This window comes from Paenibacillus barcinonensis, from assembly GCF_003217495.1.
Taxonomy (GTDB): Bacteria; Bacillota; Bacilli; order Paenibacillales; family Paenibacillaceae; genus Paenibacillus; species Paenibacillus barcinonensis.
On the sequence record NZ_QJSW01000001.1, the window covers coordinates 104,201 to 128,159 of the forward strand.

Annotated in this window: 27 protein-coding genes; all 27 read right to left on the bottom strand. The window is 45.9% G+C overall.

The window, feature by feature from the left end; translation table 11 throughout:
• Window positions 1–81: 81 nt before the first annotated feature.
• Window positions 82–1,221, bottom strand: coding sequence for a 1-deoxy-D-xylulose-5-phosphate reductoisomerase (locus DFQ00_RS00475; RefSeq protein WP_110893099.1), 1,140 nt, complete (start codon window positions 1,219–1,221; stop codon window positions 82–84).
• Between the two features lie 89 nt (window positions 1,222–1,310).
• Window positions 1,311–2,105 carry a phosphatidate cytidylyltransferase gene (locus tag DFQ00_RS00480; protein ID WP_110893101.1) on the bottom strand — a complete coding sequence of 265 codons (795 nt, stop codon included), beginning with the start codon at window positions 2,103–2,105 and terminating at the stop codon, window positions 1,311–1,313.
• 16 nt (window positions 2,106–2,121) lie between these two features.
• Entirely contained in the window at window positions 2,122–2,889 is a 768-nt protein-coding gene (locus DFQ00_RS00485) for an isoprenyl transferase (RefSeq protein WP_110893103.1), read from the bottom strand.
• 89 nt (window positions 2,890–2,978) lie between these two features.
• Window positions 2,979–3,533: a ribosome recycling factor gene (gene frr, locus DFQ00_RS00490; RefSeq protein WP_110893105.1), complete on the bottom strand. Its 555-nt coding sequence runs from the start codon at window positions 3,531–3,533 to the stop codon at window positions 2,979–2,981.
• Entirely contained in the window at window positions 3,533–4,261 is a 729-nt protein-coding gene (gene pyrH / locus DFQ00_RS00495; RefSeq protein WP_110894019.1) for a UMP kinase, read from the bottom strand. The genes frr and pyrH overlap by 1 nt, the downstream gene beginning before the upstream one ends.
• Window positions 4,262–4,492: 231 nt before the next feature.
• The gene (gene tsf, locus DFQ00_RS00500) at window positions 4,493–5,143 is read right to left on the bottom strand and encodes a translation elongation factor Ts (RefSeq protein ID WP_110893107.1); all 651 of its coding nucleotides are present in this window, start codon (window positions 5,141–5,143) and stop codon (window positions 4,493–4,495) included.
• Between the two features lie 116 nt (window positions 5,144–5,259).
• On the bottom strand, window positions 5,260–5,958 hold the full coding sequence (gene rpsB, locus DFQ00_RS00505) for a 30S ribosomal protein S2 (protein WP_024630243.1): 699 nt from the start codon (window positions 5,956–5,958) through the stop codon (window positions 5,260–5,262).
• A 241-nt stretch (window positions 5,959–6,199) separates the two neighbouring features.
• Window positions 6,200–6,826, bottom strand: a complete 627-nt coding sequence (locus tag DFQ00_RS00510; protein ID WP_110893109.1) for an endolytic transglycosylase MltG — start codon at window positions 6,824–6,826, stop codon at window positions 6,200–6,202.
• A gap of 3 nt (window positions 6,827–6,829) precedes the next feature.
• The gene (locus DFQ00_RS00515) at window positions 6,830–7,423 is read right to left on the bottom strand and encodes a hypothetical protein (RefSeq protein WP_110893110.1); all 594 of its coding nucleotides are present in this window, start codon (window positions 7,421–7,423) and stop codon (window positions 6,830–6,832) included.
• Window positions 7,424–7,486: 63 nt separating this feature from the next.
• Window positions 7,487–7,801 carry a hypothetical protein gene (locus DFQ00_RS00520; protein ID WP_110893112.1) on the bottom strand — a complete coding sequence of 105 codons (315 nt, stop codon included), beginning with the start codon at window positions 7,799–7,801 and terminating at the stop codon, window positions 7,487–7,489.
• Window positions 7,802–7,853: 52 nt separating this feature from the next.
• The gene (locus DFQ00_RS00525) at window positions 7,854–9,263 is read right to left on the bottom strand and encodes a DUF342 domain-containing protein (protein WP_110893114.1); all 1,410 of its coding nucleotides are present in this window, start codon (window positions 9,261–9,263) and stop codon (window positions 7,854–7,856) included.
• Window positions 9,264–9,323: 60 nt separating this feature from the next.
• Entirely contained in the window at window positions 9,324–10,112 is a 789-nt protein-coding gene (locus DFQ00_RS00530; protein WP_110893116.1) for a FliA/WhiG family RNA polymerase sigma factor, read from the bottom strand.
• Window positions 10,113–10,127: 15 nt separating this feature from the next.
• Window positions 10,128–10,568, bottom strand: coding sequence for a TMEM16 family protein (locus DFQ00_RS00535; RefSeq protein ID WP_244213650.1), 441 nt, complete (start codon window positions 10,566–10,568; stop codon window positions 10,128–10,130).
• Between the two features lie 4 nt (window positions 10,569–10,572).
• The gene (locus tag DFQ00_RS00540; protein WP_110893120.1) at window positions 10,573–11,070 is read right to left on the bottom strand and encodes a chemotaxis protein CheD; all 498 of its coding nucleotides are present in this window, start codon (window positions 11,068–11,070) and stop codon (window positions 10,573–10,575) included.
• A complete protein-coding gene (locus DFQ00_RS00545) occupies window positions 11,063–11,656 on the bottom strand; it encodes a chemotaxis protein CheC (RefSeq protein WP_110894021.1) in 594 nt (197 codons plus the stop codon). The genes DFQ00_RS00540 and DFQ00_RS00545 overlap by 8 nt, the downstream gene beginning before the upstream one ends.
• A 37-nt stretch (window positions 11,657–11,693) precedes the next feature.
• On the bottom strand, window positions 11,694–12,155 hold the full coding sequence (locus DFQ00_RS00550; RefSeq protein ID WP_110893121.1) for a chemotaxis protein CheW: 462 nt from the start codon (window positions 12,153–12,155) through the stop codon (window positions 11,694–11,696).
• A 42-nt stretch (window positions 12,156–12,197) separates the two neighbouring features.
• Complete coding sequence (locus DFQ00_RS00555) at window positions 12,198–14,279, bottom strand: chemotaxis protein CheA (RefSeq protein WP_110893123.1); 2,082 nt, start codon at window positions 14,277–14,279, stop codon at window positions 12,198–12,200.
• A 32-nt stretch (window positions 14,280–14,311) separates the two neighbouring features.
• Window positions 14,312–15,751, bottom strand: coding sequence for a protein-glutamate methylesterase/protein-glutamine glutaminase (locus tag DFQ00_RS00560; protein WP_110893124.1), 1,440 nt, complete (start codon window positions 15,749–15,751; stop codon window positions 14,312–14,314).
• A 32-nt stretch (window positions 15,752–15,783) separates the two neighbouring features.
• Window positions 15,784–16,671 carry a MinD/ParA family protein gene (locus tag DFQ00_RS00565; RefSeq protein WP_110893126.1) on the bottom strand — a complete coding sequence of 296 codons (888 nt, stop codon included), beginning with the start codon at window positions 16,669–16,671 and terminating at the stop codon, window positions 15,784–15,786.
• Window positions 16,668–18,032, bottom strand: a complete 1,365-nt coding sequence (gene flhF, locus DFQ00_RS00570) for a flagellar biosynthesis GTPase FlhF (protein ID WP_110893128.1) — start codon at window positions 18,030–18,032, stop codon at window positions 16,668–16,670. The genes DFQ00_RS00565 and flhF overlap by 4 nt, the downstream gene beginning before the upstream one ends.
• Entirely contained in the window at window positions 18,029–20,062 is a 2,034-nt protein-coding gene (gene flhA, locus DFQ00_RS00575) for a flagellar biosynthesis protein FlhA (RefSeq protein ID WP_110893129.1), read from the bottom strand. The genes flhF and flhA overlap by 4 nt, the downstream gene beginning before the upstream one ends.
• 24 nt (window positions 20,063–20,086) lie before the next feature.
• On the bottom strand, window positions 20,087–21,196 hold the full coding sequence (gene flhB, locus DFQ00_RS00580; RefSeq protein WP_110893131.1) for a flagellar biosynthesis protein FlhB: 1,110 nt from the start codon (window positions 21,194–21,196) through the stop codon (window positions 20,087–20,089).
• Complete coding sequence (gene fliR, locus DFQ00_RS00585) at window positions 21,193–21,981, bottom strand: flagellar biosynthetic protein FliR (protein WP_110893133.1); 789 nt, start codon at window positions 21,979–21,981, stop codon at window positions 21,193–21,195. The genes flhB and fliR overlap by 4 nt, the downstream gene beginning before the upstream one ends.
• A gap of 10 nt (window positions 21,982–21,991) precedes the next feature.
• A complete protein-coding gene (gene fliQ / locus DFQ00_RS00590; RefSeq protein ID WP_110893134.1) occupies window positions 21,992–22,261 on the bottom strand; it encodes a flagellar biosynthesis protein FliQ in 270 nt (89 codons plus the stop codon).
• A 25-nt stretch (window positions 22,262–22,286) separates the two neighbouring features.
• Window positions 22,287–23,042 (bottom strand): flagellar type III secretion system pore protein FliP, encoded by a 756-nt coding sequence (gene fliP, locus DFQ00_RS00595; protein ID WP_110893136.1) that lies wholly within the window; start codon window positions 23,040–23,042, stop codon window positions 22,287–22,289.
• On the bottom strand, window positions 23,039–23,575 hold the full coding sequence (locus tag DFQ00_RS00600; protein ID WP_244213668.1) for a flagellar biosynthetic protein FliO: 537 nt from the start codon (window positions 23,573–23,575) through the stop codon (window positions 23,039–23,041). Before DFQ00_RS00600 ends, fliP begins: the two co-directional genes overlap by 4 nt.
• A gap of 11 nt (window positions 23,576–23,586) precedes the next feature.
• Window positions 23,587–23,952 (bottom strand): response regulator, encoded by a 366-nt coding sequence (locus tag DFQ00_RS00605; RefSeq protein ID WP_090923862.1) that lies wholly within the window; start codon window positions 23,950–23,952, stop codon window positions 23,587–23,589.
• Window positions 23,953–23,959 lie beyond the last annotated feature (7 nt).

Consider the following 23,959-nt stretch of genomic DNA (forward strand, 5'->3'; position numbering starts at 1 on the left):
CAGTCTGTCCCTCTAGATTATCATTATTCTCTAATGCCGCACAAGAGAATCACTTCTTCCCGATCGTCTCGAAAAAAGAGATTACAACAAGGACGCCAGCTTGCGGCTATCCTGATCACAAGCAGCAATCTGCTCCAGATCAGGCCGCTCCACATTGCGGTGCGCCTCCAGCACAGAAGCAATGATATCTTCTATTTTAAGGAACGCAATCTCCTTGCGCAAGAAACGGGCTACTGCAACCTCATTGGCTGCGTTATACGCCGTTGTTGCCGTTCCTCCCATTTTACCACATTCATATGCCATTCTTAAACACGGGTAACGTCCCATGTCCATCTCTCTGAAATGAAGCTTCCCAATCTGTGCAAGAGATAGTCGCTTCGCTGGAGAAGGCATACGATCAGGATAGGTCAATGCGTATTGAATCGGAACCCGCATATCTGGAGTGCCGAGCTGTGCAATGATGCTTGTATCTTCGAATTCCACATAAGAATGAATAATACTCTCTGGATGAAGCAGCACATCAATCTGTTCATAAGCCAGACCAAACAACCAATGGGCTTCGATGACCTCAAGACCTTTGTTAACCATCGTTGCAGAGTCTATCGTGATTTTGGAGCCCATAGACCAGTTTGGATGTTTGAGTGCATCCTCTACTGTCACCTGTTGCAGCTGTTCACGTGTGAGATCCCGGAAAGAGCCCCCCGACGCAGTCAGTGTAATCCCCGCCACACTTGAGCGGTTCTCACCATTTAAACACTGAAAAATAGCTGAATGTTCGCTATCAACAGGCAGGATCGAAACACCTTTTTCCCTAGCTCTCGCTGTAACGATATGCCCGGCTGTAACCAGTGTTTCTTTGTTGGCGAGTCCAATCTGTTTACCGGCCTCTATAGCGGCAAGCGTAGACTCAAGTCCGACACTGCCGACAACAGCCGTAACTACGGTGTCTGCGTCTGTTCCTGCCGCAATCTCAATGAGACCCTCTGCACCATAATATACTTTCGTACCCGCTGGCATATGAGGCGTTACTTTTTCAGCTAACTCCTTAGAGCCTACCGAGACCTTCTTCGGCTGGTAACGTTTCGCCTGTTCAATCAGCAGATCTATATTGCCTCCAGCAGCCAGGGCTTCCACTTGGAAATGCTCCGGGTGCATATCGACAACATCCAGCGTCTGCGTTCCAATTGAACCTGTCGAACCGAGTATCGCTATTTTTTTCATTGCTGCACCTCACCTCTAATGAATCCAATGCCTATCGGTGTCAATCCTGTCTGCTCAGGCCACTTTCTTCCCAAGCAAATCCCTATCCTCTAATAAGGCAATAGCATCAGTATATGTACAAATGGAAACACCACAATCCAACTGTCGCACCGATCCAAAATACCCCCATGCCCAGGAAGAAGATTGCCTGAATCCTTGATGTTGTATACACGTTTGTAAGCGGACTGAATTAAATCCCCCATCTGGCCGACGACTGCACAGGCAATTCCGATTACAACAGCTCTTTGCCAGGAGATCAGTCCGTCAGAAACGAGCGCAAATATTACGGATGTAACCACTGCGATAGCAATACCGCCCAGAGCCCCTTCAACGGTTTTGTTCGGGCTAATGGAAGGCCAAAGCTTGTTTTTCCCAATCCACTTTCCTACAAAATAAGCTCCAGCGTCACTCGCCCAGATCGAGCCGAGCAGCAAAAAGGTCCAGAACAAACCATGATCCAAATGTCTGGATTCTGCAATGTAATAAAAACCTGTTCCGATATACAATACGCCTATAAAAAGCATCGCTATCGTATTAATTGGCAGTCTGTTCTTGGTGACAACGGACACTGTCATTAGAAGCAACATGACAATCCAGATCACTTGAAACAAGGATAACGGCCTTACCTCCCATACCATTTCCCAAGGAAATACGATGGAGATGATTCCCGCATATCCGATCAGGGCTACACCTGAAAAAGGCTTCACCCCGGTCATTTTAACAAACTCGTAATAACCGATGAGAGCCATAAGCAGGACCAACCCGTGATACCAAGGCCCCCCCAGCATGCAAAACCCCAAAAACAACACACCTGCTATAATTCCTGTCGTTATTCGCTGTTTCAACGGCTTCATCCTCCATCTATTTCAAACCGCCGTAACGCCTTGATCTGCGCTGATATTCGGCTACTGCTTCATGTAAATGCTGTTTGCCAAATTCGGGCCAGTATATATCCGTAAACCATAATTCACTATATGCAAGCTGCCATAACATAAAATTGCTCAGACGCAGTTCTCCGCTCGTCCGAATCAATAAATCCGGATCGGGCATATCTGCAGTCAGCATATGCTTGTCAATGAGTTCAGGTGTGATATCTTCGACAGCCAGTTCACCCGACTGTACTTGCAAAGCAATATCTTTCACACATTCCGTCATCTCTCGGCGGCTTCCATAGTTCATCGCAAAATTCAACACAAGACCTGTATTATGTTCCGTAAGACGAATGGCTTCGCGCAAAGCATTCACGGTATGTGAAGGCAAATGCTCTTCATGTCCCATCATACGAATGCGCACATTTTTTTCTATCAATTCATCCAGCTCAATAGCCAAAAACTCTTGCGGAAGTCTCATCAGAAAATCCACTTCTTCTTTTGGACGCGTCCAGTTTTCTGTCGAAAAAGCGTACATCGTCAGATATTTGATGCCCAGTTCATCCGCCGCGATGGTTGCACGTTTAACTGCCTTCATGCCGTTCTGGTGTCCGGCGATGCGCGGAAGCCCCAAACGTTTGGCCCATCTTCCATTGCCGTCCATGATGATGGCGACGTGCTGCGGGATATTATCCTCGGATATAGTCAGCGTTTCCTGCTTGTCAGCCCCATTCCACCACGACCGAACCCGTTTGATCATTCCTGTTCCTCCAAAATCCCTGAAGTTTCTTCATCTGAAGCTTGGAAAAAGAGACAAAACCCCACCGTAATGGAGGGGCTGCGCTTGTCTTACACTTCCATGATTTCTTTTTCTTTGGCAGCAAGTACCTTATCGACTTCAGCGATATATTTATCGGTCGACTTCTGGATGTCATCCTGATGTCTGCGGGATTCATCCTCAGAGATCTCTGACTTTTCCATTTTCTTGATATCATCATTTGCATCACGGCGAATGTTACGAATGGCAACTTTACCCTCTTCGCCAAACCGTTTAGTCAGCTTGACAAGCTCAGCTCTACGTTCTTCCGTCAACGGAGGAATAGACAAACGAATCATGCTACCATCATTAGCCGGAGTAAGTCCCAGATCAGATTTCATGATTGCACGTTCAATATCGTTCATCGCCGATTTGTCCCAAGGCTGGATCATCAGTGTACGGGAATCCGGTGTACTGATGTTAGCCAGCTGGTTCAAAGGTGTCATTGCTCCATAATACTCAACTTGTACACGATCCAGAAGAGCAGGTGTGGCACGGCCTGCACGCAAAGTTGCCAGGTCACGGCGAAGCGCTTGAATTGCTTTTTCCATCCGCTCTTCGGCATGTTGTTTCACTGCTTGTGGCATTAATCTACACTCCCTTTAACGATTGTCCCGATGCGCTCACCAAGAACAACGCGTTTGATGTTACCTTGTTCTGTAATGTTGAATACGATCAACGGAATGTTGTTGTCCATGCAAAGCGAGGACGCCGTTGAATCCATTACGCCAAGGTTTTTGTTAAGTACATCCAGGTAAGTCAACTGTTCGAATTTCTCAGCTGTGCTGTCTTTAAATGGATCTGCCGAATAGACACCATCAACTTTATTTTTCGCCATCAAAATCACTTCTGCCTCAATCTCCGCTGCGCGCAGTGCTGCTGTTGTATCCGTGGAGAAGAACGGATTACCTGTACCTGCTGCAAAAATAACGACACGGCCTTTCTCCAGATGACGAATGGCTTTACGACGAATGTATGGCTCTGCAATTTGTTGCATAGCAATTGATGTCTGCACGCGAGTAGGCACTTCAATCTGCTCCAGTGCGTCTTGCAGCGCCAATGAGTTCATCACCGTCGCGAGCATTCCCATATAGTCAGCGGTTGCACGATCAATGCCATTCTCGCTGCCAGCAATACCACGCCAGATATTTCCGCCGCCACATACAATCGCAACCTGTACTCCAAGTGCAACTACATCCTTGACCTGCTCAGCAATGGATGAGATCGTTGCTGCATCAATACCATAGCCGTTTTGACCGGAAAGAGACTCTCCGCTCACCTTTAAGACAACACGTTTAAATACTGGCTGTTCCAATTGTTCACCCTCCACTTTGAATTGAACACCTCCCAGTGTTCAACCAACAAAACTTCTCGCGCATGGACTCCTGCTTAAAAAGAAAGGAACACAGGAGTGTTCCGTTCTTTTTAGGAAAAACGTTCAACCGATCAGTCACTGTTTTCCTGAGATATAAGGGAGTTTGCGCTTCGAAGTTTCATCATTCTTATATCTTCGAAAATCATTCCTGCTTGTCGGTCTACAACCGTCTTATTTGTTTACTTGGGACATAACTTCTTCTACGAAGTTATCCACTTTTTTCTCCAAACCTTCACCCAGTTCATAACGAACGAAGCGACGGATAGAGATATTTTCACCGATTTGGCTGATTTTTTCATTCAGCAATTGAGCAATTGTTTTGTCTGGATCTTTAACGAAAGATTGCTCCATCAGGCAGTATTCTTCGTAGTATTTACCGATACGGCCTTCAACCATTTTTTCAACGATTTTCTCTGGTTTACCTTCGTTGAGCGCTTGAGCCTTCAAAATTTCTTTTTCTTTCTCAAGCTCATCTGTAGGAACTTCTTCGCGTGTAACGAATTTAGGGTTAGCAGCTGCGATTTGCATTGCTACATCTTTAACGAAGTCTTTGAACTGGTCTGTTTTACCAACGAAGTCTGTTTCGCAGTTAACTTCAACCAGAACACCGATACGACCACCAGCGTGGATATAGGATTCTACAACACCCTCAGTAGCTGCACGTCCTGCTTTGCTAGCTGCTGCGGAAAGACCTTTCTCACGCAACAATTCAGCGGCTTTTGTGATATCACCGTTTGCTTCTTCCAATGCTTTTTTGCAATCGAGCATACCTGCGCCCGTTTTTTCGCGAAGTTCTTTTACTGCACTCGCATTAACTGCCATTATAAATTCCCTCCAGATTAAGTATTGTAAGTACACTCTAAAAAAAGGGCAGTGAGAGGTTATCCACCTACCAACCACCCTTTTCATTTAATTCATGAATGATATGTTCGAAACTATTAAGCGGAAGTTTCTTCGCCTTGGTTAGCTTCGATAACTGCGTCAGCCATTTTACCTGTCAGCAATTTAACAGCGCGGATCGCGTCGTCATTACCTGGGATAACATAATCGATCTCGTCCGGATCGCAGTTAGTATCAACGATACCAACAATTGGGATACCCAATTTGCGAGCTTCTGCAACAGCGATACGCTCTTTGCGTGGATCAATGATGAACAGGGCGCTTGGCAGGCCTTTCATATTTTTAATACCGCCCAAGAATTTCTCAAGACGATCTTTTTCTTTGCGAAGCAAGATAACTTCTTTTTTAGGCAGAACAGCGAAAGTACCGTCTTCTTCCCAAGCTTCCAACTGTTTCAAACGATCAATACGTTTTTGAATAGTAGAGAAGTTAGTCAGGGTACCGCCGAGCCAACGTTGGTTAATGTAGAATTGACCAGCGCGTTCAGCTTCTTCTTTAACGGAATCTTGTGCTTGCTTTTTAGTACCTACGAAAAGGATAGTACCATTCTCGCCTGCGATTCCTTTAACGAAGTTGTAAGCCTCTTCGACTTTTTTCACCGTTTTTTGCAAATCGATGATGTAAATTCCGTTTCTTTCAGTGAAGATATAACGATCCATTTTTGGGTTCCAACGACGAGTCTGGTGACCGAAGTGTACCCCAGCTTCAAGAAGCTGCTTCATGGAGATTACTGCCATCTTCACACACCTCCTAATATGGTTTTTTATTGTGTCCTCCGCCAGCATCATTTTTCGCTAAGACTCTCCATCAGGAAAGCACCCTCAACAAAATTAGCACAGCGTGTGTTTTAACACCGTTATATAATATAGCATAACTGACAGCCCGTTGCAACATTATACGAATCTAAATTTTCAGCAGAGGTTAAGCCCTACATTTTCAAGCACACAGAAATCAAAAAACCGTCTGGTCCGAGCATGCTCAGCTTGACGGTTCTTTAGTAATTTTGGTAATTATCGACTTAAAGCTCTCTCCCTTTTCGAGAGTATATGTGCCTACTCGAATCTTGCGGTTAATGCCCTCTGCTCTACCGGCTTGAATAAAAGCCTCTGCATCACTCACAACACCGGCTTGTTTCAGATTCTCGGCAACCATAGCCAGACTGTTCCCTGATCTCACCTTAAATGTAACAATTTCCCCTTTAGGCTGTGACGGCTCCTCAGGCTCAGTCATAGTCGGTTGTTTGACCTCTGATTGTTCCTTTACATTGTCTGACTTTGGCTGCTGTGGCTGTTCAGGCTTCGTCGGCTGTGTAGCAGAGCTTGTCTTGTTAGGGGTTACAGCTGTTTTGCCCTGCATTTGGCTGCTTTCCTGCTTTTTCTTCTGCAACCACTCTTCTTCCGTATACAGCTCGTCCGCCGCATTGACCAGCTTCATATCCAGACTCTTTGCTGCTGACTCAAGTTGTTCTTTCGTCATATTGGCAGACTGAGCTGGGTCCAAATTTGTGTCTGATAACGCTTTTTGTCCGACTGTGGCAAGTTGAAGTAGAATGGCCCCAATCATCATGCCACTGCCTATTCCTATCCACAAAGATCGCTTGTCCATGGCTCAGTTCTCCTCCCGCTCTGCCAGCTGAAGTATTAACTGTACCTCACCTAGCTGTATGCCTGTTTGTTTTGAGATTGCATCCATAGACTTGCCTTCATCATACAGTCTGAACAGCTCTGTGTAACGATCTTTGATAGATTCACGTCGTGTCTCTTGAGACTCTTGCTCAATGTGTTGCAAATCTACTGTAGCTGAAGCTTGTTGATCAGCCTCTGCTCTGACGCTGTCCATGAGCCCCTGCGCCTGAAGTCCTTCCGCAGACGGCCTGCTATTCAAAATCTTGGCCTGACCTTGATCAGAAGGCTCAGATAACCTTGTTTTTTCCCGTTCCAGTTGATCCAGGCGCTGCTGCAACTCCTGAAGCTGTGACATCATACGCTGGTCGGTTGCAGTCGCCTCGCCCTTAAGCTCAGCAACACGCTGAATCAGTGTATCGTTATCCCGCTCAATCTCCGTCATATAATGCTCAAGCGTCGACTCCATCTCATGTACCAGTTGTTGTGATGATTCCTGCGCCTTGTCTTTTCGTGGCATAATCATTGCATAAGCGATAGCGCAAGCTCCTAGTATGACAATAATGATCCATGGTGCCAAGTTGCTTCTCTCCTTTTGTTCCGAACACCGAGGATACAGGCAATTCATTTGCTCATGCTTCTCCTACATAGACAGGTCAATATGTTTGCCTTTGTATGGATGCTCAGCAGGCTTGATGTTATCCTGTTCCACAGCTCCATCATGCCCACCAGCTTCGCTGTGATGCTCCCCACCACCTGTATGACCATCACGTACCGAAGTATGCGCAGTCTCAGCCATGGCTTCACTGCGTTGCCTAGCCTCGTTTGCTTCTTTAATCGTCTGTTCTGCAAGTAAATTCTGATCGGTCACTGGCCTCTGCTGAGCTTCACTTTGATAACGTCCAGCCTCGCTGGTACGCGGCACCGCAATCTGAAGCTCCACTGCTTTGAAACTCATACGCTCACCTCACGGTTTCGAATGGATTCCCTCACAAGCCTGCTCTTGCATTTTATGCGTACGGAACCATCGTGATATCCCCGTCCTGATAATAAAATGACATTCGACTGACCGGATCTTTAATAAATTTCGTATATCTGCCGATAACTATTTTAGAGCCTCCGTAGATCATCTTCAGAACATCCACACGAGCTCTGCTTGTATCTTCAAGTACCTTTTCAATTTCCAGGATACGCATTTTCATTTCCTCAGTCTGACGAAGACCTGATTTTTGAGTTGCAATCAATTGAATTCTCATCGCTGTCTTGTTCGGGGTCAGTTGCCCAGCTGCAGCCAGCTGATCGAGCAAGGTCAATGCTTTCTTGGCTTTATCCAAAGAGTCCATTTGCTCGCGGAGCTCTTTGCGTAATTCATTCATTTCGTTACGAAGTCTCGGAAGGACACCGACTTCAATAGAGGTTACTGTAGACATGGTGTTACCTATGACACGGGCAGACACATGCTCTCCGGCCTGTGTGGAGCCACCGACAATAAGTCCCTTTGTCCCTGCACAGATGACAGCATGACCAGCACGAACATTGGAATGCATAATACTTTGGGACACGAGAACATCTTCACCAGCATCAACATTGCCTTCCTGAATAAAAGAGCATTTCACATGATGCTCGGCATGGATCGCCCCTTTGTTATACCCGATGATCCCACCGGTAATTTCGATTGAGCCGCCTGCTTCCAGTTCCGCTCCTTCGACACCGCCAACAACGCGAATATCACCAGCCGCTTTTACCTTAAAGCCGGTCAGTACATTCCCGCGGATGACAACATTACCTACAAAGTCAATATTTCCATGTTTGTAATCTACATCCCCATTGACTTCGTATACGGGAAACACATTGAGTTTATTCCCCTCTGTTCTGCTGACCAGTCCGTCCAATGCTGCATACATGGCAGAACCTTCAGGGTTGACTACGACATTTTTACCAACTTTGAATCTTGCTTCCTTACCAGGACGAAAAGGAATCTCCTCACCAGTCACTGCTTTGCCTGACAAGCCATCAACAGGGGCAATCCGCTCTGCAATGATCTGGCCTGTGCGTACATTGTCTAATCGAATCAGCTCTTTGTAATCGACACTTCCGTCTTCCGCTTCCAGAGGACGTTGCTCCTGATCATCTTCCCTGCCGATGAGAACATGTATATATCCATCCGTTCCATGAACGGGAGGAATGCCTTCGGCGATCTTGCATTTATCTTTGAGGTAAGCAGATGGATTACTTATAAAGAGCAACAAAGCTTCGCGAGCCAGACCATATTTAATGCCCTTGCTTTCAATAAATTGTTCAAGCTCTTCCATATTACAGGAAAATCCCTCTTCTTCGTTGTAATATTCAAGGTAAGCCGTGCATTTATCATCCGATAAAACGACGTTCAGACATTTTTCCATAACAGTCCGTTGTGTCAACGCAGATCTTCCTCCTTATTAGCCTGTCCACTCCCTATTTGTTTGGTTAACTTCTGCTCTCTAGTCTTTACGCATCAGCAAATCTTTTTGTTTATCCAATGTGCCTCGCAGACGCAAAATGGCTTTGGAATGTAATTGGGAGATACGAGACGGCGAAAGAGACATGACCTCTGCGATCTCACTTAGAGAAAGATCTTCATAATACAGAAGTGAAACTACCGTTCGTTCTTTCACTGTCAATTTCTCTAGCCCCTGCACCAGCGCTTCCTTCAGATAAAACTCATTGACTTTATAATCCGGATTTTTAGCCTTTTCATCAATCATTAGGGATAGACGGGTTTCAGACTCTTCTTCACGAATTGGATCTTCCAGCGAACAGAGCGACATCACAGCCACCTCCTGGAGCATATGTTGAAAATCCTTGGTTGACACGTCCAGATACTGACTCATTTCTTCATCGCTGACAGAACGCAGATAGGTCTGCTCCAGCTGCTGATAGGCATCTTCAATCCGTTTTGCTTTTTCTCGTACTGATCTGGGAACCCAGTCACCTTGACGCAATCCATCAAGGATAGCTCCGCGTACCCTCCATGAAGCATAAGTCTCAAATTGCAGACCTCGTTCATAATCGAATTTTTCGAGCGCATCAATAAGGCCCATTACCCCATTGCTTTCAAGATCATCTTTTGGAACATTTTTGGGTAAACCAACTGCAAGTCGGCCTGACACATAATTTACAATATGAAGATATCTTTCGATCAACATCTTTTTGGCTTCAAGATCTCCATGTTCTTTCCACTTTTCCCACAGATCAGAATGGTTCAAATGTGAAGCTTTACGCTCGTTCAACTGCTTTCACCCTCCTTATTTTTCTGTCAGGTGACGAACGGCCTGCGCCAATTCCTCCGGGTCTTTGGTCCGGACGAGTTTAGGCGGATCCAAAGGGGCAAATCCCGTTGGAGCTTTCGTCTCAGATGGCGGTTGACCCTCTCCATTGGAGTCGCTCTGTCCATTCTTGAGCAAGTCATTCAGCTCTTGTCCATCGTCTTCGAGTTTGATGTCCACCTGTGAACCTCTTAGATCTTGAGCACTCGCTGCATCGTAAGTTGATCCGTTTTCTATACGAGGGCTAAGCAATATTCCCAATCCCCAACGCAGACCATATGCAAGCACATACCAGGCTGCGAACCCAATCAAGCCACGTATTAAACTGGTTGTCAGCACATTGCTGCTGAATGCTACAAAAAAAGTCAGAACAAATCCGACTATGCCTGCTCCAAGATTAATGCGGTAGTTTCCTATCATTATATTATAGTTCCTTTACACCCATTTGTACGCTACGAATAGTTAAAAGTCCCGTCTCACAATTCATTTCGATGGTGCGACCGTAATTTCCTCCTGTATCTTCCGCCAGCAGAGGAATTTTGAGCTGTTCCAACATTTCCCGGCAAGAATCGGCATTCCGTGGTCCAATACGCATCGTATCGCCAGCGCCCGAAAATGCAAACATCTGTGAGCCCCCTGCCATCTTTGATACAATTCGCGATTGTGATGCGCCCATTTTCAACATCTTCTCAAGCAGCTCAGGCAGTGCTGTATCTGCATATTTAGCAGTATTCAGCTTGCCCTCACGGGCAATATCAGAGCTAGGCAACATAACATGTGCCATCCCGGCCAGCTTTAATTGCGGGTCATACATCGTCAGTCCTACACACGACCCTAAGCCAGTTGTACGGATTACGCCAGGAAGTTTAGCGATATTCAGATCCGCCATACCGACTTTAACGATGCTTTTGTCCTCAATCATAGTCCAATGGCACCCCTAGCGATTCAAAAATCTTTGCAAACGAGGATGGATCAGGAATCAGGAAAAATTGTCCCTCTACCTGGTCTTCGCCTTCAAAGAAAGACGTATCAATTAATAATGCAGCATCGCCCATTTCTCCAAATTGCAACAGTCCATAACTTAAAATTGCACCAGCCATGTCAATAGCCAGCCCAGGGACTGTTGGATACATCGAAAGCTTTGTAAAATCAGCCAAGGAAGACAAATATGATCCAGCCAAAATATTTCCAATCTCAGACAGAGCTGAATGTTCCATCTCAGTAAAATTCAAGCCTTCTTTTAACTCAAAACCCGCAAGACGGTTCAACAGCATCTTGGCAGCCTCTGGCGTCATCATAAAAAAAAGATTGCCGGGCGCTTCACCCTCTACGCGAAGAAAGATTGTCACTACAATACGCTCGTCGCCACCCACTTTTTCCGAAATCTCCTCAAACGGGAGCATCTGAACAGTAGGCACACCCATGTCAATCGGTCTGTTAAGGAGTTGAGACAACGCCGTAGCGGCGTTGCCTGCTCCAATATTACCGACCTCTTTGAGCACATCCATCTGGAAACCCTCAAATCGGTTGAATATATCCACGGTGCTAGCCCTCAACACTTTCCAGCTGTACAATCTCGCTTTTATTCAATACTTCATTGAGGTTGAGCATGATCAACAAGCGGCTATCTTCGAGTTTGGCAACACCACGCAGATATCTGGCCTTAACGCCTCCAACCACTTCAGGCGGAGTGTCGATTGAACTGCTTTTGATATCAATAACATCATTAGCCGAATCTACAATAAAACCAACCTGCATATCATCTACACCTACGATTACAATCCGCGTTTGATCGGTATAATCCGTTTCAGGAAGGCCGAAGCGACCGCGCAGGTCAATGACCGGAATCACGACACCGCGCAGGTTGATAACCCCTTTTACAAAAGAAAGGGTCTTGGGAACACGGGTAATCGGCATCATGCGCTCAATCGTTTCAACTTTGTCTACCTCAATACCGTATTCCTCAGAACCTAATCTAAAGACGATGACTTTCAACTCTTCTTCCATGTTAAAAACCTCCCTATTAAATGTAAGACGCACACGCTTTGTTTATTTAATAAATGCGTTAGGATCAAGAATCAGAGCTACTTGTCCATCTCCAAGTATCGTTGCACCGGAGATTCCTTCAATCGCTGGAAGATAGGTTCCCATAGACTTGAGAACGATCTCGCTTTGACCGATGAACTCTTCTACAGCGACAGCTGCCAGACGCTCTCCTTTTCGAATGACAACAATTTCGGTTTCTTTCTCATCCGCATCGTTGAAATCCGGTACGCCAAATACCTCGCTTAATGACAAATATGGAATCAGAGAGTCGCGGAACGTAATCATTTTATTGCCATGGATGTTGCGAACTTGTTCACGCTGTACAATCGCTGTTTCTACAATAGAAGACAGTGGTACTGCATACTTCTCTGAACCCAGTCTCACAAGCATTGCCGCAATAATAGACAACGTCAGTGGAAGCTGTACGGAGAAGTTCGTACCTTTGCCCGGCGTAGACGTAATCGTTACATTACCGCCAAGTGAAGTGATTTTGGATTTTACAACGTCCAGACCTACACCGCGACCCGAAATGTCAGAGATTTTATCAGCCGTACTGAAGCCGGGAGCGAATAACAATTGATTGACTTCATCATCACTCATTTTCGCACCCTGCTCCTCCGTCACAACGCCACGTTTGATCGCCGTTTGCAGGAGCTTGTCACGATAAATCCCTTTACCATCATCTTCAATCTCAATAAATACATGGTTGCCGCTATGGAAGGCACGTAAATTAACGGTACCCATCTCCGGCTTGCCAGCAGCAATACGTTCCGAAATGGATTCTACGCCATGATCGACCGCATTACGCAACAAGTGCACGAGTGGATCGCCGATCTCATCAATAACGGTTCGATCCAGCTCCGTTTCAGCACCCGTGATAACCAGATCAATTTTTTTGTCCAGCGTTTTGGCAAGGTCACGAATCATCCGCGGGAAACGGTTAAATACGGTGTCTACCGGAACCATCCGAAGCTTCAATACGATATTTTGCAAATCTGTGCTCACTCGGCTCAAGTGTGCTACAGTGTCAGACAGATCATTGTTTCCAGTCTCACTTGCGAGCTGTTCCAGACGGGACCGGTCAATCAGCAATTCACTGAACAAATTCATCAGTACATCCAGCCGCTCAATGTCAACACGAATGGTACGTGAAGGCGAGGCTGCCTGTTTCGGCGCGGCTGTCTTCGCAGAAGCTGAAGCCGCCTTTACTTCTTCCTGTGGCGCAGAACCTGCAGCCGGGGCATCGGACACAATGACGGGAACTGGCTCAGCTTCAACCGTGGCAGCTGCTGCAGCTACCTGGTTTGTCATCTGTTGCAGTGTCTCTTGATCCAGTTGAATCAATTTGGCACTCTCAATCTCGGAGATGCTCATAATGCCCTTTTCCAGTTCTTGCGCCTCTTTGGTCGTTATGTAATACAACGAGAAACTGCGCTCAAACTTTTCTTGCTCGATATCCTGAACCGAAGGATATGCCTTAACCACTTCACCTGAACGCTCAAGCATGTCAAACACCATGTAAGCACGAACACCTTTTAACTGACTGTGTTCACTCACCAAGACATCAACATAGAACACACGGTGACCTTCTGCAATAGACTGATCGAGCACTGAATATTGATACTCGTCCAGTTCAACTGCATTGGAAATGGATCCGCTGGATTGTTTCTCTGCTTTGGCCGCAGGTGCACTTCCGCCTTTCCATTCACCGCTTTCGATAGCCTGGAGCGAAGCCACGATGGAGGAGACATCCGCTTTACCTTCCCCGCCACCCGTAATATCCTGAACCATAGTTTCCAAAGCATCAAGGCCTTTAAACATGGTATCAAAAATATAATCCTGCATTTTCAGCTTCTCGTTACGTACCATATCAAGTACATTTTCCATTTTATGCGTCAGTGAAGCCAGATCTTCGAATCCCATAGTTGCCGCCATACCCTTGAGAGTATGAGCAGAGCGGAAGATAACCTGCACTATGCCCAGATCCTCCGGATTCGCTTCAAGTTGTAGCATGTTTTCGTTAAGGGATTGCAGATGATCATTAGACTCATCAATAAACATGGATAAATATTGGTTCATGTCCATTGTGAGGCACCTCCTCCGTAAGTTACACTCCGTTATTTCACTGCTTGAACAAGTCTTGGCGCAATCTCCTGCAATGGCAGAAGATGACGCACGCATTGCAGCTCAACAGCTGAACGCGGCATACCATAGACAACACAAGTTTCTTCATTTTCGGCAAAAGTAGAAGTAACTCCCGTTTCGTATAACTTTTTCATCATACGTGCTCCGTCACTTCCCATGCCTGTCAGAAGAACAAGATGTCGCTGTAAAGATGTAAACGGCAGAAGCGACTCAAACATTGTATCCACTGAAGGTCTGTGCCCATTCACCTGTTGATCTTCACTCAGCTTCAGGATGAATCTTCCATCCCCCGCCTTGTGAACTCTCAGATGAAAGCCACCTGGCGCAATGTATGCCGTTCCTTTTTTTAGCTGCATACCATCCTCAGCCTCCACCACATGTAGCGGACTGAAGGTATTCAACCGTTGGGCCAGTGAACGCGTAAAGTTAGGCGGCATATGCTGCACGATAATGACTGGCGCTGGCAGGTCTGCAGGCAGCTGTTCCAACAAAGTTTTAAGCGCTCTTGGCCCCCCCGTTGAAGACCCGATTGCAACAAGTTTGTTGAAGGATCCCTCCATGCCTGTTGAAGCTTTATAAACCGTGTTTGGTTTTGTTATCTCCTTCGCAGGTACGGATGCCTTACCAGCCACTGGCTGGTCTGACGTAAGACGAGGGGCATTCGCCGATTTCGCCTCCTTGCGAGCTTGCAGCGGACTAGCCTTCGGTTTGTCTGCTGTAGGCTTGCGAGCTGGCTGATTCTGCTTCACCGGGTTTTCCTCTCTAATCAACGAACGATCGGGCCTTGCAGGAGATAGCGGCGCACTCGTTTGCTTTTTAGCCTGAACTGCATCTGTACGCGCCTCTAATGAAGGCTGAATCTTCGGAACAGCAGGTGAAGCCGTTTTATTCAGCGGTTCACTTACGTCCCTAGATGGCGTCTCCTTCTTCGACGTCTGAGCTGCATTCACCACGGAGCTACGAGACGCATCCATCTTTTGGATTGCTTCTTTACGTTCGGCTTTTCGCTTGACTTCTTGCATGGCAGCACGCATTCGTTCCACGAGTGCCTTGCCAACCTGAGCAATATCCTGATCATGCACGACAGATGGTTTACGAATAAAATCAAATGCACCAGCTTCCAGAGCCATAATCGTTTCTTTCATTCCTTGTTCATTAATGCCGGAAAGCATAATTACAGGTATAAAAGATGTATCCATGATTGTTTTTAGTGCATCGAGCCCGTTCATCTCGGGCATTTCAACATCCATCGTGATAATATCGGGCTTTAGCTCTAATGATTTCTGGATGGCCTCTTTCCCGTTTGACGCTGTTGCCGTAACTTTAAACTCTGAGTCCGCTTCAATTAAATCCGTCACAATTTTGCGCATAAAAGCGGAATCATCGACAACCAATACTTGATAGACCGCCATATTGTGTCACCTCTGTTTCCTTTATTCAGAAATCATGTTGTTCGTTTAAGCCACTTTTTCATAAATCCCCTGATTCCTGACAAGGTTCCGGATTCCGAAGCTGCAGGTACAGCCAAATAACGAAGGGCAAGCCTCTGTATATCTTTGGAAGCTTTGCAGTTTGGATAAGCCAGGCGATAGGGCATCTGTTTCTTTACCGCTGTAATCACCTGTGCATCCTCCGATATATAACCCAAGAGCGGAATATCGGTCTGCAAGAACCGGCTTGCTACTCCAGCTATTTTGTCTGCCACACGCTCCGCCTCCCTTTCGTCTTCAACCCGGTTTACGATCATACGGAAGGGAGTTGAGTGCTCCTGGCTGTGCATTACTTTGACTAAGGCATAAGCATCAGTTATTGAAGTCGGTTCAGGTGTAGTTACAATCAGGCATTCATCGGCAGCGCCGATGAATCTCATATTTTCCTTGGACAGACCCGCTCCAGTGTCGAAAATGACATAATCCATCTCCTGTGCGATATCCTCTACTTCACTGGCGAAAAACTCCAGATCACGATCAGACAAGGAGAACAGCTCTTTCATCCCCGACCCCCCTGCAATGTAAGGAAGCCCGTCTGCACCAAGTTGTATGATTTCCCTTATAGTTTTATGTCGGTACAAAAGATGATACAGATTATAGGAAGACCTAGTTCCCATCAAAACATCAATATTCGCCATACCAATATCCGCATCAAAAACGAGCACTTTCTTGCCCAGGGAGTGCAGTGTTAGTGCAAAATTCAACGTGAAGTTGGACTTGCCCACCCCACCCTTGCCGCTTGCTACAGTAATAATTTTGGAGGAACGAGGGGTTGTTCTGCTTTCATTGCCTCCCTCAGGTCCGGAGACCATACTTCGAAGTGACGCAGCCTGATCCTTCATTGTTTTCCTTCTCCCAGTAGTGCCTTGCACAGCCATTCTGCATCAGGCTTGAGCAGATCATCCGGCACATTCTGACCGTTGGCCACATAAGCAAGCTTGAGAGGAAAACGATGAAGCAGGTTGAAGAGCGGACCACACGTTCCTGTTTCATCCATTTTAGTGAAAATCACTTTGTCTAAACCGTATTTGCTGAAGTGTTCAGTAATTTGCACCATATCCGCGCTTTTGGCAGTCATGCTCATCACTAGAAAAGTTTCGCTGTGCTCTACAGGAGCGAGCAGACTTTGCAGCTCTGACACAAGCAGCTCATTTCTATAATTTCTGCCCGCTGTATCCATAAAGATCAGATCACAGTGAGCTAGACGGGAAATGGCACGCTGGGTATCCCCCGGAGACTGCACCACCTCAAGCGGCACATTCAAGATAGACGCATACGTTCTGAGCTGCTCCACTGCTGAGATTCGATACGTGTCTGAGGTTATGAAGCCGACCTTACGTTGTTTTTTAAACATTTGCTCCGCAGCAAGCTTGGCAATTGTTGTTGTTTTACCAACACCTGTTGGACCAGCTACATACACAATACGGGTCGTTGGCAAAATGCCCTCCTGAATGCGCTCGTTCAAAAAACGGATGACCTGTGATTGCAATGCCTGCTCTATATTCCGCTCATCCATCTCACCCTCAGCTAACTGCTCCTGAATGGGTTCGAGCCAGGACTCCCACACTTCCGGCCAGATCTCCTGCTCTGTCAATTGCTGACGACAGCTCTGTAATGCCTCAGGAAAACTCTCAACCAAAGTCCCCTGCCTGGAAAGTTTGGTCATCATTTGCTTCAGATCCTGAAGCTCACTGAGTAGCTTGTCCTGCTGTTGTTCCGAACCAGACTCTGACTTCGTAGAAGTTGAACCCGAAAAATCCGCCCCTTGCGGTCGCGGTTTATGCTCACTGCTCGAAGAAATAGAGTCCTTATCCGTCTGTGCATTCACATCAATTGATCTGGACACAACTGGAACCGTATTTGGTTTATCCTGTGTATTATGATCAACTGTGTTTGCCACCGCTTCGTCCTCGGAAGCAACGACAAATGAACGCGCAGTTTGAGCATACGCTTCAGGCACAAATGCGCGAGGCACTGGTGTAAATGAATTTCGAACCGTTGATGCAGATGTTTTTTTTGCTTGTTTTGTCTGTTCGTTATCTACTGCTGCAACAACCTCGATCCGCTTCTTACGAAACATTCCCAGCACTCCACCCACCTTGATCTCTTTGGTGGATAGAATGACGGCGTCGCTCCCCAGGTCTTTGCGAATTTGAAGCATAGCTTCGGGCATGGTCTCAACAACGTATTGTTTTACTCTCATAAGTTCACCACCCCGATACTTTGAATTTCAACATTCGGCTCCAGTTCGCTGTAGGAAAGCACCGGAATATCCTGCATCGTTCGTTCAATAACCTGACGCAGATACATTCGAATCGTTGGAGAAGTTAATACGATGGGTTGTTGGCCCGATTGAATTAAACGGTTCACTTGCTCACTCAGCTTCTGGTAAACACTTTGAGTGGACACCGGGTCCAGCGCCAAATAGCTACCTTGCTCCGATTGCTGCACACTTTCAGCAATTTTCTTCTCCAGTCCAGGTCCAACGGTAATGACTCGAAGCGTTTCGCCTTTTTGAGAAAACTGCTGTGTAATCTGACGAGACAATGACTGTCTCACATACTCGGTCAGCACATCAGGGTCCTTTGTGTATGTCCCGTAATCTGCAAGTGTTTCAAAAATCGTTACCATATCACGTATGGATATTTTTTCACGCAGCAGCTTGGCAAGAACCTTCTGTACATCACCAATCGAAAGAACGGAAGGAATCAACTCATCCACAAGAGCGGCATAATTCTCTCTGAGGTTATCCACAAGCGCCTTCGTCTCTTGTCTTCCAAGCAGCTCATGAGCATGCTTCTTGATCAGTTCTGTAAGATGTGTCGCCACTACAGACGGCGGATCAACAACAGTATAGCCAGCAAGTTCTGCCCGGTCCTTGGTTACTTCATCAATCCATAACGCCGGCAGTCCAAACGCAGGCTCTGTCGTCTCAATTCCTGTTACAGACTCCTCATCATACCCTGGGCTCATCGCCAGGTAATGATTGAGAAGCAGTTCGCCACCGCCAACCGTATTTCCCTTAATTTTGATAACATATTCGTTCGGCCTGAGCTGAATGTTATCCCGGATGCGAATAACAGGAACGACCAGCCCCAACTCCAGAGCGCATTGTCTCCGAATCATGATAATCCGGTCAAGCAAGTCTCCTCCTTGCTGATTATCAGCAAGCGGGATCAAGCCATATCCAAACTCAAATTCAATGGGATCCACCTGAAGCAAGTTAATGACACTTTCAGGACTTCTAACCTCTTCAATCTGCTGCTCTTCTTCCAGCTGCTCCTCCGCTTCCTGTTTGAGATTCAGATTATTCTGCATTCTCCAGGCGGCAAAGGCGAGCATGCCTGCCAGCGGCAACGTTGTAATAATATGAATTGGTGTGAAGAAACCCAGCATCGCGATAACAAAAGCTACAATATAGATCAGTATCGGATATGTAAACAGCTGGCTCGTAATATCATCTGCCAGGTTGCCTTCCGATGAAGCCCGGGTAACAATTAGCCCCGCCGCCGTTGAAATAAGGAGTGCGGGAATTTGACTAACCAATCCGTCACCGATTGTCAGTACCGAATAGGTAGAAAGTGATGTTGCAAAATCGAGACCATGAACGGTCATACCGATAATAAAGCCGCCAATCAGATTAATTAAGAGAATGATAATACTTGCAATTGCATCCCCTTTGACGAATTTACTTGCACCATCCATTGCTCCATAAAAATCGGCTTCGCGTTCAATTTTGGATCGACGCTCGCGAGCCTGCTGTTCATTGATTAGCCCAGCATTCAAGTCGGCATCAATACTCATCTGTTTACCTGGCATGGCATCGAGCGTAAATCTTGCCGCTACTTCAGCAACGCGCTCAGATCCTTTGGTGATAACGATAAACTGAACCACAACGAGAATCAAAAACACGATAAAACCTATTGCTATTTCTCCACCCGCAATCCAGCTTCCGAAGGTTGCTACAACCGCGCCTGCATCTCCCTTACCCAGAATCAGCTTGGTCGTCGAGATATTCAGTGCCAGTCGGAACAAGGTCGTAATCAGCAACAACGCAGGGAAGATCGAAAACTGCAATGCTTCTTTGCTGTTCATGGCAACAAGCAGTATCATCAAGGCAATGGAAATGTTGACAACGAGCAGCATATCCAGTAACCAGGCCGGGATCGGAAGAATCATCATCAACACTATGCCGATAATACTCGCAAGGACAGCTAAATCTTTTGTTTTCAATGAATGTACGACCTCCGATCCCTTTTATTTCACTCTGCCCTTTAATTTATATACGTAAGCCAGCACTTCAGCTACCGCTTGAAACAAATCGGCCGGTATGGCGTCGCCAATCTCGGCTCTCTGGAACAATGCCCGTGCCAGCGGTTTGTTTTCCATCGTAATCACGCCGTGCTCTTTGGCAATTTCTTTGATACGCAGAGCAACGTAATCCTGACCTTTCGCAATAATCTGCGGGGCCTCCATCTCGGAACCTTCATACTTTAGCGCTACGGCAAAGTGAGTCGGATTCGTGATAATTACGTCGGCATTCGGTACTTCCTGCATCATACGCTGCATAGCCATGCGACGCTGACGCTCCCGAATTTTACCTTTGATCAGCGGATCGCCTTCCATTTTCTTATATTCGTCCTTGATATCCTGCTTGGACATACGTATATTTTTCTCATAGTCAAACTTCTGGTACATATAGTCGAAGATCGCCAGCACAAGCAGTGCAACAGCAATTTTGATACCAAGATTTAATGTAATTGAAGCGGCGAACTGCAGTATAGCGTCCATTGAAAAATGAGATAACGAAGCAATTTCTGCTTGATAACTGGTAATTGTGCTGTACACAAGATAGCCGATAATCGTCATTTTCAGTACAGACTTTGCAAATTCCACAAGTGAACGAAGTGAAAAGATATTTTTAAATCCTTTAATAGGATTTAGCTTCTCCAGCTTAGGCTTTAAGCCCTCACCAATTAAAAGAAAACCGACTTGCATGTAATTCACTATTAATGCAATCAATGCTGCACCAAGTAGCACAGGAGCAAGCAGGAGCATCACTTCGATTCCGTAACGCATCATTAATTCCATTACATTTCCTTCGGTAATCTCCATACTTAGCCGATTGATAAAGATATCCGTAAACAATCTAACCATTCGTTCCTTATAAAAATCGCTAAACATCATCATGACTAGAAAAGTAAACAGGAGAATCGATGCTCCCGATAACTCCATGCTTTTGACGACTTGGCCCTTTTTCCGTGTATCCTGCCGTTTTTTCGGAGTAGCCTTCTCTGTCTTCTCCCCTGAAAACAACTGGAGGTCGAGTTGAAATTTCATGTGAATCCTGTCCTCCGTTTCACTCATACCGGCCTTTGTCCGATCGTTCCAAGCAGTTTTTCCATCGACCGGAACATCACCTCGAACAATTGGCCAAACACAAAGGCAAAGCTAGGCACCAGCAAAAGCAAAATCGCAATTCCAACGAGCACTTTAAGCGGCATACCTACAGCAAATACATTAAACTGTGGTGCGGTTTTGGCTAGAAACCCCAGCCCCACATCCGTCAGGAACAACGCAACAACAATCGGAGCGGCCATCTGGAAAGCAAGCATAAACGATTCTCCCAATGTACGGACAAGAAACTCTGCAACACTTCCATTAGCCAATCTCAAGAAAAACAAATTGGACAATGGTATCCACCTGTAGCTATACACAATGCCATCCAGCAGATAATGATGACCATTCATGGTCAGAAATAAGAGCACAGCAAATGCGTATTTAAAGTTACCTGTAAGCGGAGCAGATGCCCCTGTCATCGGATCATATACGTTTGCTATACCAAAACCAATCTGGATATCAATAAATGCCCCAGCAGTCTGTACGGCTGTCATCAGCAGATAAGCTGTAAATCCAAGTAGCAAACCTATAAGAATTTCTCTGATAACCAGCAAAATGTAGCTCAAATCCGCTGGAACCGTTTGATGTATGCCAAAAGTCATATATACCGTCAACGTAACAAAGGCGGATATACCTACTTTAAACGATGTGGGCACATTTCGAGCAGAAAAAACGGGTGCGGTTACAAAAAATGATGCAATTCGACAAAACATAAGCAGAGCAACAGGGAAACTTTGCAATAATGTCTCCATCAGCTAAAGCCTACCCTATGTATCTGTATAAGTTATCGAGTATGTTATACGTAAAATCGACAAGTATGTTCAAAATCCACGGACCAAACATAAGCACCGCCAGCAGTACAGCGATAATTTTTGGCACAAATGCCAGCGTCTGCTCCTGAATTTGAGTTGTAGCTTGGAAAATACTAATAATGAGTCCTACAACCAGAGCTAGTATAAGCATGGGTGCACTGGCCAGCAATGACGTATATACTGCTTTTCCGGCCAGACCGATAATAAATTCCGAAGTCATGACCGTCCTCCTTTAACTCTCCGGTTCAAGTGTTAAAACTTAGCAACAGTGACTTGACTACCAGATACCATCCGTCTACCAGCACAAAGAGCAGTATTTTGAAGGGCAATGAAATCATGACCGGTGGAAGCATCATCATACCCATAGCCATGAGTGTACTCGCAACAACAATATCAATCACCAGAAACGGAATAAAAATCATAAATCCCATCTGGAATGCTGTTTTAAGCTCACTAATTGCATAAGCCGGTACCATCACCGTAATCGGAATATCTTTATACGAATTGGGCTTCTCTGTCTGATTGTATTTCATAAACAGCAGGAGATCCTTTTCACGCGTATGTGTGAACATAAATTTCTTTATCGGATCTGCTGCTTTTTCCAGCGCCTGGGTTTGTGTCAAATCCCCTTTAAGATAAGGCTGCAGTGCAACCTGATTTATAGAGGAGATAGTAGGCGACATGATGAAAAGTGTCAGAAAAAGTGCAAGACCAACCAAGACCTGATTCGGCGGCATCTGTTGTGTTCCAAGTGAGGTCCGTACAAAGCCAAGCACGATAACAATTCGTGTAAAACTGGTCATCAGCACCAGCAAGGCAGGCGCAACACTAAGCACAGTAATTAATAAAATAATAGATAATGAGCTTGTACTTGGCGCACTTCCGTCACCGTTCCCGATCTGGATATCAATGTTAGGAATCGGCTCGGCAAAAGCCACCGTAACAGATGCCAGACTGATAAGTCCTATGAAACAACACGCTAACCAAATCTTTTTCTTCATGAATCCCTCGACCGATCTGTAGTATTGTCTTGATCCAGGAGCTTCTCCATCTTCTCTTTACGGTTAGGCATCTGCCGAAGTTTGGATTCAAACATCTCATGAAAAGAAGCTGTGTCCTCAATCTCCATTTCCCGAGGCGGCTCTTCTTTACGAAGACGTTTCGCTAGTTTGGCAATGATAGGCGAAAGGCTCCCTTGCTGTGCAGCAGCATCCTGTTCAAACGAATCAATTATTCGCTTCGCTTCATCCATATCCGAAACTTTATCCAGCAGCTGTATGTTTTCGCCCACACCAATCAGATAAACGTTTCCGCCAATCTCGATAATTTGCAGCGACTTGTTTTGTCCCAGACCGACCCCGCCCATAATACGAATCGTTCCGCTTCGGAACCATTGCTGATTCCTTTTATTGAGGAATCGGATCAAATAAACAATCAGAACCAGGATGACGGCCAGGACAACAATCACCCATACAAGCTGTAGATAGTAATTGATTCCTGCGCCAGCTGGTTCTGGAGAATCACCCAGAGCCATCATCATGTTTATTAAGCGCCCAGTGTTTTGCTGATCGCTTCGATAACCCGGTCAGATTGGAACGGTTTAACGATGAAGTCTTTCGCACCAGCCTGAATTGCATCAATAACCATTGCTTGCTGGCCCATCGCAGAGCACATAATTACTTTTGCATTCGCATCAATTTTTTTAATCTCTTTCAATGCGGCGATTCCGTCCATCTCAGGCATCGTAATATCCATTGTGATCAGGTCAGGGCGAAGCTCTTTAAACTTTTCAACAGCTTGTGCTCCGTCTGGTGCTTCTCCAACAACCTCATACCCATTTTTGGACAAAATGTCCCGGATCATCATTCTCATAAATGCAGCGTCGTCTACGACTAAAATTCGGTTTGCCATCTTGATT

Excerpts from the sequence above, each read along its gene's own strand:
- flhF (WP_110893128.1), bottom strand. The coding sequence starts at position 18,032 with ATGAGAGTAAAACAATACGTTGTTGAGACCATGCCCGAAGCTATGCTT.
- DFQ00_RS00600 (WP_244213668.1), bottom strand. The coding sequence starts at position 23,575 with ATGGCTCTGGGTGATTCTCCAGAACCAGCTGGCGCAGGAATCAATTAC.
- DFQ00_RS00560 (WP_110893124.1), bottom strand. The coding sequence starts at position 15,751 with ATGGCGGTCTATCAAGTATTGGTTGTCGATGATTCCGCTTTTATGCGC.
- DFQ00_RS00565 (WP_110893126.1), bottom strand. The coding sequence starts at position 16,671 with ATGAAGGATCAGGCTGCGTCACTTCGAAGTATGGTCTCCGGACCTGAG.
- tsf (WP_110893107.1), bottom strand. The coding sequence starts at position 5,143 with ATGGCAGTTAATGCGAGTGCAGTAAAAGAACTTCGCGAAAAAACGGGC.
- DFQ00_RS00545 (WP_110894021.1), bottom strand. The coding sequence starts at position 11,656 with ATGGATGTGCTCAAAGAGGTCGGTAATATTGGAGCAGGCAACGCCGCT.
- DFQ00_RS00605 (WP_090923862.1), bottom strand. The coding sequence starts at position 23,952 with ATGGCAAACCGAATTTTAGTCGTAGACGACGCTGCATTTATGAGAATG.
- fliQ (WP_110893134.1), bottom strand. The coding sequence starts at position 22,261 with ATGACTTCGGAATTTATTATCGGTCTGGCCGGAAAAGCAGTATATACG.
- DFQ00_RS00520 (WP_110893112.1), bottom strand. The coding sequence starts at position 7,801 with ATGAGTTTCAAAGCAGTGGAGCTTCAGATTGCGGTGCCGCGTACCAGC.
- rpsB (WP_024630243.1), bottom strand. The coding sequence starts at position 5,958 with ATGGCAGTAATCTCCATGAAGCAGCTTCTTGAAGCTGGGGTACACTTC.
- DFQ00_RS00535 (WP_244213650.1), bottom strand. The coding sequence starts at position 10,568 with ATGATAGGAAACTACCGCATTAATCTTGGAGCAGGCATAGTCGGATTT.
- DFQ00_RS00485 (WP_110893103.1), bottom strand. The coding sequence starts at position 2,889 with ATGATCAAACGGGTTCGGTCGTGGTGGAATGGGGCTGACAAGCAGGAA.
- DFQ00_RS00540 (WP_110893120.1), bottom strand. The coding sequence starts at position 11,070 with ATGATTGAGGACAAAAGCATCGTTAAAGTCGGTATGGCGGATCTGAAT.
- flhB (WP_110893131.1), bottom strand. The coding sequence starts at position 21,196 with ATGAGTGAAACGGAGGACAGGATTCACATGAAATTTCAACTCGACCTC.
- DFQ00_RS00550 (WP_110893121.1), bottom strand. The coding sequence starts at position 12,155 with ATGGAAGAAGAGTTGAAAGTCATCGTCTTTAGATTAGGTTCTGAGGAA.
- fliR (WP_110893133.1), bottom strand. The coding sequence starts at position 21,981 with ATGGAGACATTATTGCAAAGTTTCCCTGTTGCTCTGCTTATGTTTTGT.
- DFQ00_RS00555 (WP_110893123.1), bottom strand. The coding sequence starts at position 14,279 with ATGGACATGAACCAATATTTATCCATGTTTATTGATGAGTCTAATGAT.
- frr (WP_110893105.1), bottom strand. The coding sequence starts at position 3,533 with ATGCCACAAGCAGTGAAACAACATGCCGAAGAGCGGATGGAAAAAGCA.
- fliP (WP_110893136.1), bottom strand. The coding sequence starts at position 23,042 with ATGAAGAAAAAGATTTGGTTAGCGTGTTGTTTCATAGGACTTATCAGT.
- DFQ00_RS00475 (WP_110893099.1), bottom strand. The coding sequence starts at position 1,221 with ATGAAAAAAATAGCGATACTCGGTTCGACAGGTTCAATTGGAACGCAG.
- DFQ00_RS00510 (WP_110893109.1), bottom strand. The coding sequence starts at position 6,826 with ATGGACAAGCGATCTTTGTGGATAGGAATAGGCAGTGGCATGATGATT.